The organism is Saccharopolyspora hattusasensis, from assembly GCF_050972075.1.
Lineage (GTDB): Bacteria > Actinomycetota > Actinomycetes > Mycobacteriales > Pseudonocardiaceae > Saccharopolyspora > Saccharopolyspora hattusasensis.
This window is the reverse complement of record NZ_JBPCDC010000001.1, coordinates 2,248,619-2,262,475: the sequence shown is the minus strand read 5'-3', so window position 1 is coordinate 2,262,475 and position 13,857 is coordinate 2,248,619. Positions and strand designations below refer to the sequence as shown.

11 protein-coding genes and 1 pseudogene are annotated in these 13,857 nt (G+C 69.8%); 9 read left to right on the top strand and 3 right to left on the bottom strand.

Annotation, left to right across the window (positions count from 1 at the left end):
- Window positions 1-19: 19 nt before the first annotated feature.
- From secD to ACRXBZ_RS09880, 4 genes are all read left to right on the top strand, one after another.
- Window positions 20-1,582 carry a protein translocase subunit SecD gene (gene secD / locus ACRXBZ_RS09895; protein WP_433878846.1) on the top strand — a complete coding sequence of 521 codons (1,563 nt, stop codon included), beginning with the start codon at window positions 20-22 and terminating at the stop codon, window positions 1,580-1,582.
- On the top strand, window positions 1,579-2,766 hold the full coding sequence (gene secF / locus ACRXBZ_RS09890) for a protein translocase subunit SecF (protein ID WP_433878845.1): 1,188 nt from the start codon (window positions 1,579-1,581) through the stop codon (window positions 2,764-2,766). The genes secD and secF overlap by 4 nt, the downstream gene beginning before the upstream one ends.
- Window positions 2,763-3,329 carry an adenine phosphoribosyltransferase gene (locus ACRXBZ_RS09885; protein ID WP_210435406.1) on the top strand — a complete coding sequence of 189 codons (567 nt, stop codon included), beginning with the start codon at window positions 2,763-2,765 and terminating at the stop codon, window positions 3,327-3,329. Before secF ends, ACRXBZ_RS09885 begins: the two co-directional genes overlap by 4 nt.
- Before the next feature lie 224 nt (window positions 3,330-3,553).
- Complete coding sequence (locus ACRXBZ_RS09880) at window positions 3,554-5,872, top strand: RelA/SpoT family protein (protein ID WP_433878844.1); 2,319 nt, start codon at window positions 3,554-3,556, stop codon at window positions 5,870-5,872.
- Window positions 5,873-5,942: 70 nt separating this feature from the next.
- Here the strand turns inward: ACRXBZ_RS09880 and ACRXBZ_RS09875 are convergent, their stop codons facing one another.
- The gene (locus tag ACRXBZ_RS09875) at window positions 5,943-6,779 is read right to left on the bottom strand and encodes a peptidylprolyl isomerase (RefSeq protein ID WP_433878843.1); all 837 of its coding nucleotides are present in this window, start codon (window positions 6,777-6,779) and stop codon (window positions 5,943-5,945) included.
- Between the two features lie 184 nt (window positions 6,780-6,963).
- Here ACRXBZ_RS09875 and ACRXBZ_RS09870 point away from each other — a divergent pair, with 184 nt between their 5' ends.
- The 3 genes from ACRXBZ_RS09870 to ACRXBZ_RS09860 are packed head-to-tail and all read left to right on the top strand — an operon-like array spanning window position 6,964 to window position 9,568.
- Window positions 6,964-7,647, top strand: a complete 684-nt coding sequence (locus tag ACRXBZ_RS09870) for an MBL fold metallo-hydrolase (protein WP_433878842.1) — start codon at window positions 6,964-6,966, stop codon at window positions 7,645-7,647.
- A 20-nt stretch (window positions 7,648-7,667) separates the two neighbouring features.
- Window positions 7,668-8,936, top strand: a complete 1,269-nt coding sequence (gene hisS / locus ACRXBZ_RS09865; protein ID WP_433878841.1) for a histidine--tRNA ligase — start codon at window positions 7,668-7,670, stop codon at window positions 8,934-8,936.
- Window positions 8,933-9,568 (top strand): hypothetical protein, encoded by a 636-nt coding sequence (locus ACRXBZ_RS09860; RefSeq protein ID WP_168584598.1) that lies wholly within the window; start codon window positions 8,933-8,935, stop codon window positions 9,566-9,568. Before hisS ends, ACRXBZ_RS09860 begins: the two co-directional genes overlap by 4 nt.
- 53 nt (window positions 9,569-9,621) lie before the next feature.
- Here ACRXBZ_RS09860 and ACRXBZ_RS09855 read toward each other — a convergent pair whose 3' ends face one another.
- A complete protein-coding gene (locus ACRXBZ_RS09855) occupies window positions 9,622-10,851 on the bottom strand; it encodes a YibE/F family protein (RefSeq protein ID WP_433878840.1) in 1,230 nt (409 codons plus the stop codon).
- A 36-nt stretch (window positions 10,852-10,887) separates the two neighbouring features.
- Between ACRXBZ_RS09855 and ACRXBZ_RS09850 the strand changes: the two genes are divergently transcribed.
- Both ACRXBZ_RS09850 and ACRXBZ_RS09845 read left to right on the top strand, forming a co-directional pair.
- A complete protein-coding gene (locus ACRXBZ_RS09850) occupies window positions 10,888-11,181 on the top strand; it encodes a hypothetical protein (protein ID WP_433878839.1) in 294 nt (97 codons plus the stop codon).
- Window positions 11,182-11,402: 221 nt separating this feature from the next.
- A pseudogene (locus ACRXBZ_RS09845) lies at window positions 11,403-12,089 on the top strand (radical SAM protein); the annotation flags it as partial.
- A 385-nt stretch (window positions 12,090-12,474) separates the two neighbouring features.
- Here ACRXBZ_RS09845 and ACRXBZ_RS09840 read toward each other — a convergent pair.
- Window positions 12,475-13,518 carry a hypothetical protein gene (locus ACRXBZ_RS09840; RefSeq protein ID WP_433878838.1) on the bottom strand — a complete coding sequence of 348 codons (1,044 nt, stop codon included), beginning with the start codon at window positions 13,516-13,518 and terminating at the stop codon, window positions 12,475-12,477.
- Between the last annotated feature and the right edge of the window lie 339 nt (window positions 13,519-13,857).

The window sequence follows — 13,857 nt, the reverse complement described above, 5'->3', positions numbered from 1 at the left end:
GGACAGGAGAACTGACGCCGTGGCACCTCCGGCCGGGCAGCTTCGCCCAGGGCGTTATATGGCGATCTTCGCGCTGATCGTCGTGGGGCTGTACGCACTGGTGTTCTTCACCGGTGACGGCAAGCCGACGCCGAAACTCGGGATCGACCTGCAGGGCGGCACCCGCGTGACGCTGACGGCTCGCACACCGGACGGCCAGCCGCCCACGAGCGAGTCACTGAACCAGGCCCGGCAGATCATCGAGACCCGCGTCAACGGCATGGGCATCAGTGGTTCCGAGGTGACTCGGGACGGCAACAACCTGGTGATCACCGTGCCGGGCGCGGGCGGTGAGGAAGCCAAGCAGCTGGGACAGACCGCCGAACTGAACTTCCGCAAGGTCGTCAACGCGGTGCCCGCGACGCCGCCGCCGGCGGGGACCACCCCGCAGCAGGCCGTGCCGCCGCCCGGGCCGGGCGACCAGCGGAAGGCGATCGACGAGGCGAAGGCGCTGCGGCAGAGCACCGAGCCGAACGTCCAGATGCAGGCGCTGCAGTCGCTGAACTGCGCCGCCGAGGACCCGCTGCGCGGCAACGACGACCCGAAGCTGCCGCTGGTCACCTGCGACCGCGAGGGCCAGCAGAAGTACCTGCTGGAGCCGGTGTTCCTGCCGGGCAAGGAGGTCGCGAACGCACAGGCCGTGCCGCCGCAGCCACAGGCCGGGCAGCCGGGCTGGACGGTGTCGCTGGACTTCAAGAGCGAGGGCGCCAAGGTCTGGGCCGACTTCACTTCCGCCAACGTCGGTCAGCAGGCCGCGTTCGTGCTGGACACCGAGGTGGTTTCGGCGCCAGAGATCCAGCAGGCCCTGCTGGGCGGCAACGCCAGCATCAACGGGCAGTTCAACCAGGAGAGCGCCACCGACCTGGCCAACATCCTCAAGTACGGTTCGCTCCCGCTGGCCTTCGACCAGTCCGAGGCCGAGACGGTGTCGGCGACCCTCGGGGTGGCCTCGCTGGAGGCGGGCCTGATCGCCGGCGGCATCGGCCTGCTGCTGGTCGCGGTGTACTGCCTGCTCTACTACCGGCTGCTGGGCATCCTGACCGTCCTGTCGCTGGCGCTCTCCGGTGGCGTGGTCTACGCGGTGCTGGTGTTGCTCGGCCGCTGGGTCGGCTTCACCCTCGACCTGGCCGGCATCGCCGGTTTCATCGTCGCGATCGGCATCACCGCGGACTCGTTCATCGTGTTCTTCGAGCGGCTCAAGGACGAGATCCGTGAGGGCCGCACCTTCCGCTCGGCGGTGCCGCGGGCCTGGACCCGGGCCCGGCGCACGATCCTGTCCGCCGACGCGGTCAGCTTCCTGGCCGCCGCGGTGCTGTACGTGCTCGCCGTCGGCCAGGTGAAGGGCTTCGCCTTCACCCTGGGCATGTCGACGGTGCTGGACCTGGTCGTGGTCTTCCTCGTCACGCATCCGCTGGTGGCGATGGCTTCGAAGAACAAGTTCTTGTCCAAGCCCTCGGTCTCCGGCTTGGGGGCGGTGCAACGGCTCGGTGACCAGTACCGGGCCGCCCGCAAGGCCGCCGCGACCACCGCCAAGGAGGCGTGAAGGTGACGACTCCAGGAACGGAAGGCGCCCAGCGCGGAAGCGTCTTCCACCGCCTCTACACCGGAACCGGTGCCTTCGACATCGTCGGCAAGCGTTCCCGGTGGTACATCTCGCTGGGCCTGCTGGTGCTGGTGTGCATCGGCGCCATGGGGTTCAAGGGCTTCAACCTCGGCATCGACTTCGAGGGCGGCACCAAGATCCAGATGCCCGCGGTCGGCGTCCAGGGACCGATCCAGGCCGACCAGGTGCAGGCCGCGTTCCAGGACGCGCTGGGCCACCCGGCTGAGACGGTGCAGATCGCCGGTGCCGGGAGCAACCAGAGCATCCAGATCCGCTCGTCGTCGCTGACCACCGAGCAGGTGGCCGCCGTCAAGCAGTCGCTGTTCAACGAGCTGCAGCCGCTGAACGCGCAGGGTGCCCCGAGCGAGCAGGTGATCAGCGACAGCGCGGTCAGCGGCACCTGGGGTGGCGAGATCACCCAGCAGGCGCTGATCGCGCTGGGCGTGTTCCTGGTGCTGGTCACGATCTTCCTAGCGTTCTACTTCGAGAAGTGGATGGCGGTGGCGGCGCTGATCGCGCTGCTGCACGACGTCGTGGTGACCGCCGGGATCTACTCGCTGGTCGGCTTCGAGGTCACGCCGAGCACGGTCATCGGCCTGCTGACCATCCTCGGGTTCTCGCTGTACGACACGGTGGTGGTCTTCGACAAGGTCAAGGAGAACACCCGCGGCCTGCTCGGACTGACCCGCCGCACCTACGGCGAGGCCGCGAACCTCGCGGTCAATCAGACCCTGATGCGCTCGATCAACACCTCGGTGATCGCACTGCTGCCGGTGATCGGGCTGCTCGTGGTGGGCGCCGGGCTGCTCGGCGTCGGCGTGCTGCAGGACCTGGCGCTGGTGCAGATGGTCGGCATGATCGCCGGTGTGGTGTCGTCGATCTTCCTGGCCACGCCGCTGCTGGTGGACTTCAAGATGCGTGAGCCGAAGTTCCGGGAGCACGCGGCGAAGGTGCAGCAACGCCGCGAGCGCGCCGCACTCAAGGCCGCCGGGGAAGACGTCCCGGTCGAGCCAAAGCGCGCGGCCGAGCCAAATCGCGCCGTCGCGGCGGGCTCGGGTTCGCGCGGTGGGCGTCCCGGTCCCGGTGGCAAGGCGGGACGCCCGTCGGGGAAGCGGCGGCGTTGACCGCTGCGGAGGAGACGGCCATTTCCGTTCAGGTGACAGATTCGACCGATCACGCGCTCCGGCAGGCAACGGAGCTGATCCGGGAGGTGCCGGACTTCCCCGAACCGGGGGTGCTGTTCCGCGACATCAGCCCGCTGCTGGCCGACGGTGCCGGGCTGAACGCCGTGGTGTCGGCGCTGGGCAGGGACATCGAGTTCGACGTCGTGGCCGGTGTGGAGGCGCGCGGTTTCCTGGTCGGCGCGGCGGTGGCGCAGGAGTTCGGGACCGGCGTGATCGGGCTGCGCAAGCCCGGCAAGCTGCCGGTGGTCGCGGACCGGGTGGACTACACCCTGGAGTACGGCCGCGCCACGCTGGAGCTACCGGCGGACACGCTGCGCGCCGGTCAGCGGGTCCTGATCGTGGACGACGTGCTGGCCACCGGCGGCACCCTGGGCGCGGCGTGCCGCCTCGTCCGCCAGGCCGGTGCCGACGTCGCGGCGGCGGCCGTGGTCCTCGAGCTGACCGCGCTGGAAGGCCGCGACAAGATCATGGGCGAGACCGTCCGGGCCCTGCTGCAGGCCTGATTCGTCGAGGTGAGGGGCACTCGTGACCTGCTGGCCGGGTCGCGGGTGCCCTTCGCCGTGCTGATCGGTCGGGCTGAAGTTTCCGGGTCCGTCGACTGCGCCAGGTGACCGCTCGGCGTATCACATCGGGACCAGGGAAGGTTCGTATCCCGGATGGCGTTATTCTCAGTGTCCGGGTCCCCCGGACCTGGGACGAGAGCAATACCTGAGCCCGGGAGCGTGCGGTGAGCCAACACGTCGAATCTCCTGCTGCGGCGACCGATCCGGTTGCCGAGCCGAGGGCGGCCTCCGCGACGCGTCGGGTCCGCGCCCGGCTGGCCAGGAGGATTACGGCGCAGCGGGCCACCCCGGTGAAGCAGGTGCTGGAGCCGCTGGCCACGGTGCACCGCGAACTCCACCCGCAGGCGGATCTCGCGCTGTTGCAGCGCGCCTACGACGTCGCGGAGGAGAAGCACAGCAGCCAGCGGCGCAAGTCCGGCGACCCCTACATCACGCATCCGCTGGCGGTCGCGACGATCTTGGCCGAGCTCGGCATGGACACCACCACGCTGGTGGCCGGGCTGCTGCACGACACCGTTGAGGACACGGACTACTCGCTGGAGAAGCTCGGCGCCGAGTTCGGCGAGGAGGTGGCGCACCTGGTCGACGGGGTCACCAAGCTGGACAAGGTCAAGCTGGGTGCCGCCGCCGAGGCCGAGACAATCCGCAAGATGATCATCGCGATGGCGCGTGACCCGCGGGTGCTGGTGATCAAGCTCGCCGACCGGCTGCACAACATGCGCACCATGCGCTTCCTGCCGCCGGAGAAGCAGGCCCGCAAGGCGCGGGAGACCCTCGAAGTGCTGGCGCCGCTGGCGCACCGGCTGGGCATGGCGACCATCAAGTGGGAGCTGGAGGATCTGGCGTTCGCCATCCTGCAGCCCAAGAAGTACGACGAGATCGTGCGCCTGGTGGCCAACCGTGCGCCGTCCCGCGACACCTACCTGCGCACCGTCATCCAGGAGCTCTCGCACCAGCTCGACACGGCCCGGCTGGCCGCGAAGGTGGAGGGCCGCCCCAAGCACTACTACTCCATCCACCAGAAGATGATCGTGCGGGGCCGCGACTTCGACGACATCCACGACCTGGTGGGCGTGCGGATCCTGGTCGACGAGGTGCGCGACTGCTACGCCGCGATGGGCGTGGTGCACGCGCTGTGGCAGCCGATGCCCGGCCGGTTTAAGGACTACATCGCCCAGCCCCGCTTCGGCGTCTACCAGTCGCTGCACACCACGGTGATCGGCCCGGAGGGCAAGCCGCTGGAGGTGCAGATCCGCACCCACGAGATGCACCGCACCGCCGAGTACGGCATCGCGGCGCACTGGCGGTACAAGGAGACCAAGGGCCGCAACGGCAGCAGCGGGCAGTCGGCCGTCGAGGTCGACGAGATGGCGTGGATGCGGCAGCTGCTCGACTGGCAGCGGGAGGCCGCAGACCCCGGCGAGTTCCTCGAGTCGCTGCGCTACGACCTCGCGACCAGGGAGATCTTCGTCTTCACGCCGAAGGGCGACGTGATCACGCTGCCGTCCGGCTCCACCCCGGTGGACTTCGCGTACGCGGTGCACACCGAGGTCGGTCACCGCTGCATCGGCGCCCGCGTCAACGGCCGGCTGGTGGCGTTGGAGCGCAAGCTGGAGAACGGCGAGGTCGTCGAAATCTTCACGTCCAAGGCGGAGGGCTCCGGCCCGAGCCGGGACTGGCTGTCGTTCGTGGCCTCGCCGCGCGCCAAGGCGAAGATCAAGCAGTGGTTCGCCAAGGAACGCCGCGAGGAGGCGATCGAGTCCGGCAAGGAGCTGATCGCCAAGGAGGTCCGGCGGCTCGGCCTGCCGGTGCAGCGCCTGGTGTCGGCCGAGACGCTCGGTGCGGTGGCCCGCGAGCTGCACTACGTCGACGTCACCGGGCTGTACGCGGCGGTGGGGGAGAAGCAGCTGTCGGCGCAGCACCTGGTGCAGCGCCTGATGACGTTCATCGGCGGACCCGAGCAGGCGGCCGACGAGATCGCGGAGCGGTCGACGCCGTCGACCCTGCTCGGCAAGCGCCGCAGCAGCGGCGACTCTGGTGTCGTGGTCAAGGACGCCGGGGACGTGTGGGCGAAGCTGGCGCGCTGCTGCACGCCGGTTCCGGGCGACGAGATCCTGGGCTTCGTGACCCGCGGCGGCTGGGTGAGCGTGCACCGGACGGACTGCACCAACGCCGACGACCTGCGCCGCACGCCCGAGCGGCTGGTCGAGGTGTACTGGGCGCCGTCGGCGTCGTCGGTGTTCCTGGTCGCGATCCAGGTGGAAGCCCTGGACCGGCACCGGCTGCTCTCCGACGTCACCAAGGTGCTGGCGGACGAGCGGGTGAACATCCTGTCGGCATCGGTCACGACTTCGAAGGACCGGGTGGCGGTCAGCCGCTTCTCCTTCGAGATGGGCGACCCGAAGCACCTGGGCCACGTCCTCAAGGCGGTCCGCAACATCGAGGGCGTCTACGACGTCTACCGCGTGACCTCGGCGGCTTAGTTTCCGCAGCTCAGGAGCCGTGAGTGTTTTCGGGTGCTATAGCACCCGAAAACACTCACGGAAGGTTCGGTCAGCCCTGGACGTCAACCTTCTCAAAGGTGACATTCTCCTTCGGGTGGCCGCCGCCCGGCGACGGCTCGAACGCGCCGTCGTGGCCCGCGCGCGCGATGCCGTCGATGACCTGAAGGCCTTCCTCGGAGATCGTGCCGAACACGGTGTAGTCCGGCGACAGCGGAGCATCTCCGAAGACCATGAAGAACTGGCTGCCGTTGGTGTTCGGGCCGGCGTTGGCCATCGCGAGGTATCCGCGCCCGTACTGCAGCTCCGGGAACGTCTCGTCGTCGAAGGTGTAGCCGGGGCCGCCGGAACCCTTGCCCGTCGGGTCGCCGCACTGCAGCATCTGCAGGCCCTCGGTGCCGATCCGGTGGCACGACGTCCCGTCGTAGTAGCTCTGTTTGGCCAGGTTGATGAAGCTGTTGACGGTGCACGGGGCCAACGCGCGGTCGAGCGTCAGCGGGATCGCGCCGTGGTTGGTGTTGATGGTGGCCTGCACGGTGCCCTTGGACGACACCTTGCCGTTGGCCGGCGGCTGGACCGGCTTGCTCGCGCCCTTGCTGTCCGGCTTGTACTCGCAGGAGACCGGGTCGGCCAGCGGCGTCGGCCGCGCCGGCGGCGGTGCGAGCTGGGTGGGGATCTGGACCTCCGGCTTCGCCTCCGGCGGCTGTTCCTGCGCCGTGTCGGTACCCGTGCGGGTGAAGTAGAAGACGCCCACCACGACCGCGATGACCACGACGATCGTCGCGCCGATGGTGATCACCCGGCGTCGCTTGTCCTGCTCCGCACGGCGCTGCAACTGGCGTTCGAGCTTCCGTTTGGCTGCCTGGCGACGTTGCTCGTTGCTGGGCACCTGCTCCCTCCCCGGATTCGGTGAACCTGATGTTGTCCGGGGAGTTTATGGGGTCGGTCGCGGGCCGTTCCTGAGAGCCCGCGCATCGTGCGTGCCGCGCGCGAAGGCGCACGTGGGCGGGACGATAACCTTGGGACAACCGACCCGCTCCATCGGGTGTCGCCGCAACGAAAGGTCGCACTTCGTGCTTGTCCTCGGGTTCCCGGTCGGACCGCTGCAGGCGAACTGCTACGTGCTCGCGCGCGGGGAAGGCGAACCCTGCGTCGTCGTGGATCCCGGTCAGGACGCCGTGCCGCAGCTGGACGAACAGCTGCGCAAGCACCGGCTCGCGCCCACCGCGGTGCTGCTCACCCACGGGCACTTCGACCACGTCTTCTCCGCAGGTCAGGTGTGCGCCGCGCACGACGTGCCAGCCCACGTCCACCCGGCCGACCGGTTCATGCTCGACGACCCGGGCGCCGCGCTCGGCCCGGCCGGCCGGCAGCTGTTCGGCGACGGCCCGGTGATGGACGCGCCCGCCGACGTCCGCGACCTCGCCGGCGGCGACGTGCTGGAACTCGCCGGACTGCGCTTCGACGTCACGCACACCCCGGGCCATACCGGCGGATCGGTGCTGTTCGGCGTCGGGACCGACGAGGGTGGGCGGCTGCTGCTGTCCGGCGACACCCTCTTCGCCGGCGCCATCGGGCGCACCGATCTGCCTGGCGGCGACCACGGCCGGATGCTCGAGTCGCTGAGCACCAAGGTGCTGCCGCTGGACGACGAGACCGTCGTGCTGCCGGGCCACGGACCGACCACCACCATCGGGCGCGAACGCGCGGGCAACCCGTTCCTGCAGGGTCTGCCGGCGTCCGAAGCCACTTCCTGACGAGGACTGAACCACCACTCATGAGCACGTTCACCGCACCCAAGGGCATCCCGGAGTACTACCCGCCGGAGTCGGCGGGCTTCCTGGCGGTCCGCGACACCCTGACCGACGCCGCGCGCCGCGCCGGCTACGGCTACATCGAGCTGCCGCTGTTCGAGGACACCACCCTGTTCGCGCGCGGCGTCGGGGAGTCCACCGACGTCGTCACCAAGGAGATGTACACCTTCGCCGACCGCGGCGGCCGGTCCATAACGCTGCGCCCGGAGGGCACGGCGGGCGTGATGCGCTCGGTCATCGAGCACGGCCTCGACCGCGGCCAGCTGCCGGTGAAGCTGTACTACAGCGGCGCTTTCTTCCGCTACGAGCGGCCGCAGGCCGGGCGCTACCGGCAGCTGCAGCAGGTCGGGGTGGAGGCGATCGGCGTCGACGACCCGGCGCTGGACGCCGAGGTCATCGCGATCGCCGACGAGGGCTACCGGCGGCTGGGGCTCACCGGGCACCGCATCGAGGTCACCTCGCTCGGCGACAACACCTGCCGCCCCGCCTACCGGGCGAAGCTGCAGGAGTTCCTGCGCGGGCTGCCGCTGGACGAGGAGACCCGGCGCCGCGCCGAGCTCAACCCGCTGCGGGTGCTCGACGACAAGCGGCCGGAGGTGCGGGAAATGGTCGCCGACGCCCCGCTGATGGTCGACCACCTCTCGGCGGAAGCCAAGGAGCACTACGAGCAGGTCAAGGCGCACCTGGTGGACCTCGGCGTGCAGTTCGTGGAGAACCCGCGCATGGTGCGCGGCCTGGACTACTACACCAAGACCACCTTCGAGTTCGTCCACGACGGCCTCGGCGCGCAGTCCGGCATCGGCGGCGGCGGGCGCTACGACGGCCTGATGGCCGAGCTCGGCGGGCAGGAGTACTCCGGCGTCGGCTTCGGGCTCGGTGTCGACCGGACCCTGCTGGCCTGCCAGGCCGAGGGGCTGACCGTCGGCGACCAGGCGCGCTGCGACGTGTACTGCGTGCCGATGGGCGAGACCGCCAAGCGCCGCCTGGTGGCGGCTGCGGGCGGACTGCGGGCCGTCGGGGTCCGCGTCGACGTCGCCTACGGCGGCAAGGGCCTCAAGGGCGCGATGAAGGCGGCGGATCGCTCGGGTGCCCGCTTCGCGCTGGTGCTCGGCGAACGCGACATCGAGGCCGGCACCGCGCAGCTCAAGGAGCTGGCCAGCGGCGAGCAGCGCGCGGTTGCACTGGATTCGCTGGTGGACGAGGTCCGGGCCGCCGTGGCGGAGGGGAGATGACCGGAGTCGAGACGATTCCGCTGGATCTGCTGGATCGCAAGACGATCCGGACCCGGGCCCGGAACGTCGCGATCGCCGCGCTGATCGTCGCGGCCGCGCTGGGCGGCATCGTGAGCCTGTTCGCGGGTCCCACGGGTTTCGCGATCACCGCGGCGATCGCGGGAATCCCGTTGCTGCTGCTGGCTTTTGCGGAATCCCGCAAGACCATCGCGTTGCGCGGCAGCGAACTGGTGGCGCGCGCGGTGGGAACCCGAGTGGTCGATGTGAAGGCCGCGGAACGCTTCGACCTGTTCGTCACCGACCTGCGCGGCGCGCGGACGATCAACCTGCTGATCGGAGGGCCGCCCAAGGGCAAGGCGATCAGCGTTTCGCTGGCGCTGTACGCGGGCACCGGCGGCCGGGAGCTCGGGATTCTCGCGCTGCGCCGGCTGGCGGACACGCTGGCCGGTTCGGCCGATACCCGGGCGCTGGTGCTCTCCCAGCTGGTCGTGGCCCAGCTGAGGGCGGAGGCTCGCGGCGACGCGGCCCCGGACCGCCCGCTGTACCGGCTCGCATCGGTCGCACCGCCGGGCCGGATGGCGCAGCGCCTGCATCCCGACGCGGTCGCCAAGTTCGTAGCGGCCCTGGGCTAGCGCCGTCCTCGTGAGTGTTCGTGCCGGTTCTTTCCGGAACGAACACTCACGACTCAGCGGCCGGGCCTGCGGTTCGGCGGACGCCACCACACCGTCGCCGTCTCCGAGCCGGTGGCGGCCGCACGCCCCACGCGGTCCGCGACCGAGCTCCCGATGCGGCCCGCTGCGGCCTTCGCGGGCTCCCGAACCGCTACCGCGGCGGCGATCGCCGTCGTGATCGGCACCGCCGCCACCAGGCCGATGCTGCCGACGAGGGTGCGCACCACTTCCTGCGTCACCGCCTGCGAGCTCACCACCTCGCCGAAGGTCCGGCCGGAGAGCGTGTAGGCCAGCAGCATCGGCAGGGCCGCGCCCGCGTAGGCCAGGACCAGGGTGTTCACCGCCGATGACACGTGGTCGCGGCCGATCCGCTGCCCCGCCTTGTAAAGCTGCCGCCAGGACAGCGCCGGGTTGGCCTTGCGCAGCTCCCACACGGCACTGGTCTGGGTCACCGTCACGTCGTCGAGCACGCCCAGCGCACCGATCACGATCCCGGCCAGCAGCAGCCCGCGCGCGTCGATCGGCGCGCCGAGCACGCCCATCAGGCTGGACGTGTCCTCGTCCAGCCCGGTCAGGCTGGTGGCCGCCGAGAAGACCGCGCTGAGCACGCTGATCAGGGCGAGGCTCAGCAGGGTGCCCAGCACCGCGGTCGAGGTCCGCGCGGAGAAGCCGTGCGTCAGGTAGAGCACCACGAACATGATCAGCCCGGCCCCGGCCACCGCCACCAGCAAGGGATCCTGGCCGGCGAGGATGGCGGGCAGCACGAAGCCGACCAGCACGACGAGGCTCAGCCCGAGCGCGACCAGCGCGGCCAGGCCCTGCCAGCGGCCGAGCACGATCACCGCCGCGGCGAACGCCAGCGCCAGGACCAGCAGCGGCGCGCCGCGCTGGAAGTCGACGACCTGGTAGGACGCCGGGTCGTCGGGGTTGGCCCCGGCGTAGCTGAGCACCACCCGGTCACCGACGGCGAAGCGCGGCGAGCCGGGGTCGGTCGGCACCACCTGCTGGATGGTCTGACCGGGCCGCGGGCCGTCCTGCATCCGCACCCCGAGGACGACGCAGCCGCCCTGGTCGGGCGAGTCCTGGGTGCAGGAGCCGACGACGGCGGAGACGACCTCGGCGTTGACCGGGTCCTGGCCGAACCCGAGACCGGCGCCGGTGCGCTGCTGGTGGCCGAACGGGTAGAGCAGCAGTACGCCGACGATGGTAGCCAGCGCGAAGGGCACCAGCGCGATCGCGAGCACCCTCTTGACCTGCTTCGACGCCGGCTCGGCGGGGCCGTGACCGTGCCCGTGACCGTGCCCGTGACCATGCCCGTGGCCCTGCGCGGTGCTGCTTTCGGAGCTGGGGCGGCGATCGCGTTGTGCCTGGTCCGGGCCTGTCTGGGCGGCCTGCGCCCGGGGCGTCTGGTCGCGATCGGCGGCTCGGCGGTGGCGTGCCCGGTGGTCGCCTCCGGGCTCGAGAGGCTCTCCGGCGGGGTGGCGGTCGGTCACCGGGCAATTATGCGGACCGCCCACCGAGCGACCACCGGAGAGGTACCCGACGACCCTCCGTCGCCGCTGCCTCCCAACTGAAGAGCCATCCTGGCCTGGACTCCTAGCAGCAGCGCGGCGAGTGAATCCACAATGGACATTTACTGGACCGGATGCGGCAGTTGTTGCGGTTTTTGTGATGGGGCTCGCCTTTCCGCAGCGTTTTGCGGTTGGTGCGTGGCCATGCGCACGGGGTTTACACGATAGGTGGGTGTCCGTTCAAAGCGCTCGACACGATCTCGAAACTGTGTTCGAATCAGGTCATGCGATGGGAACAGCAACGGGTCACGCCGCCGGCCGGGGATGCGCCGGAACTGCCGCTCGCGCTGCCGGAGCCGCAGGCACGGTCCGGAGGGCGCGCAGGCCTGCGGCTGCCGGATCCGGTGCCCATCGAGGCGGGCACAGCCGAAGCCTACGCGATCGAGATCCACGCCAAAACGATCATCAACCGCGTGCCGGGGGAGTCCCAGGTTCCATTTCGCTGGACGGTGAATCCATACAGAGGATGCACCCATTCTTGCATTTATTGTTTTGCCCGCCGCACTCACACGTATTTGGACTTGGACGCCGGGCATGACTTCGACAGCAAGATCGTGGTCAAGGTCAACGCCGGGACCTTGTTGCGCAAGGAGTTGGCCTCCTCGCGTTGGGCCGGCGAGGCGATCGCGATGGGCACCAACACCGACCCGTACCAGCGCGCCGAAGGGCGCTACCGGCTGATGCGGGAGATCCTCGCCGCGCTGCGCGACCGGGCCAACCCGTTCTCGGTCCTCACCAAGGGGACGCTGATCCTGCGGGACGTCGACTTGATCACGGAAGCTGCGCAGCGGACCAGTGTCTCGGTAGCGGTGTCGGTGGGTTCGGTCAATGAGGCTTTGTGGCGGGCAGTGGAGCCGGGGGCGCCATCGCCGCTGCGTCGTCTCGACGTTGTGCGACGGTTTACCGAGGCGGGCATCGGGTGCTCGGTCTTGATGGCGCCGATCCTGCCCGGACTCAGCGACTCGTCAGCCGAGATTGATCGTACGGTGGCCGCGATCGCCGAGGCTGGGGCGACAAGCCTGACGCCCATAGTGCTGCATCTGCGTCCGGGGGCGCGCGAGTGGTACCACGAGTGGCTGCTCGCGAGGTGCGAGCCGTTCGACGTCGCAATCCGCAGTCGAGGTCCGTGGGGTGATATGTTGAGGAAAACGATTTCTGCGCAGTTCGGTAAGTCAATCGTTCGTTTCCGGAATGCGAAGGCGGCGGCGCTGTTCGCTATTCGACCGGCGTTCGGAGGCGCGCCGATTTCCGGTTACCTTCCGTGCTGGTCGTCGGGTCGCCCGTCCCCGAATCGGGTCAGCGCGTCGTCGTGCGCGAAGACGTGCTGGAGCCCAGGTGCTCCTCGGGTTGCCACCGGACGCCGAAGACGCCCATGCCGTAGTCCAGCGCCACCGCGTGCGTCCGGCCGAACCGGTCGACCGTCAGCGGCTTGGGGGTTTCCACCTCCTGCGTGGTGGAGTCGCCGACGTAGCTCTCGCACCGGATGGGCGGGTGCGCCGGGTCGAACTGCAACTCGACCACGTACTGCCGCACGGGCAGCCGGAAGAGCCGGCAGAAGCTGTGCTCGACCTCGTTCGGGCCGGTCGGCGGGTCGATGATCTCGTACTCCAGCAGCAGCGTCTCGCCGCGCGCCAGCGCCCGGTCGAACAGCAGCTCCGCCACCACCAGGTCGCGGGCGTGGTCGGTGAGCACCTGACCGAGCCGGCAGGACCGGATCGGGCGGATGATCGGCGGCGTCTCGCCGGACGAGGCGCCGTCGAACATGATCACCCAGCGGTCGACGTCGTTGGTCTCGGCCCGGACCAGCTTGCGGGTCCGGATCTTGCGCAGCTCACCGCGCTGGTCCACGTGCACCACGTCGTGGTGGCTCAGCCGCGCGAGCTTGCTGTCGTGGCTGGTGTCGATCTTGGTGAGCAGCTCGGCGGCCGACTCGTTCTCAGACCAGAGCGCGCTCAGCGGCGGCGCTTCGGCGGGGGCCTGCCGGGTGCGGCCGCGCGGTCGGGGCGGACCCAGCAGCGCCGACAACGAGCTCTCCGGCACGCCCAGCACCTGCTCCAACTGTTGCAGCGCGAGCAGCGAGTCGGGGCGCTCCGGGCGTCGTCGGCCCGACTGCCAGTAGCTCAGCGCGGTGATGCTGACCGGCGTGCCGCGGGTGCGCAGCCGGTGCTGGATGCGTTCCAGGCTCAACCGGCTCGCCCGGATCGCGGTGCGCAGGGCGGCTTCGAACGGACCGGTTCGGAGCAGTTCGGAGAGTTCGGCGGACAATGCGTTCACTTCTTGCTGCGTGCCGCGGAGGGCCGGGCGGGTCGCCGGGCGAGCCTCGGTTTTCGGGCCGGTCATCGTTACTCCTCGTGTCCGCCGAATTCCGAACTTACGCTAAACAGCGGGGTCAGTGTTGTGCAACGACCGAGTTTCGATAGGCGCCTCCGACTAAAGGAGGAGCCCGGAGGTACTTAAGGTGGGAATCGCCTCCTTCATCGCTTCGCGGGCACGCCTAACAATGCCGTTGCGCGATCGTCGGCAGTGCCTCGAATCAGTTAATTGTGGACCATCGGCGGTGAAATTGGTATCGACCATTTGGTGTCAAGGCGGCGAAAGGGCGAACCGGACACCGCCGCCGCGAACCGGCAGGCTGGTGGCGGCAACGTCGCGGGGCGCGGTCACGCTCCGCGCCGGCGG

Excerpts from the sequence above, each read along its gene's own strand:
- hisS (WP_433878841.1), top strand. The coding sequence starts at position 7,668 with ATGAGCACGTTCACCGCACCCAAGGGCATCCCGGAGTACTACCCGCCG.
- ACRXBZ_RS09860 (WP_168584598.1), top strand. The coding sequence starts at position 8,933 with ATGACCGGAGTCGAGACGATTCCGCTGGATCTGCTGGATCGCAAGACG.
- ACRXBZ_RS09840 (WP_433878838.1), bottom strand. The coding sequence starts at position 13,518 with ATGACCGGCCCGAAAACCGAGGCTCGCCCGGCGACCCGCCCGGCCCTC.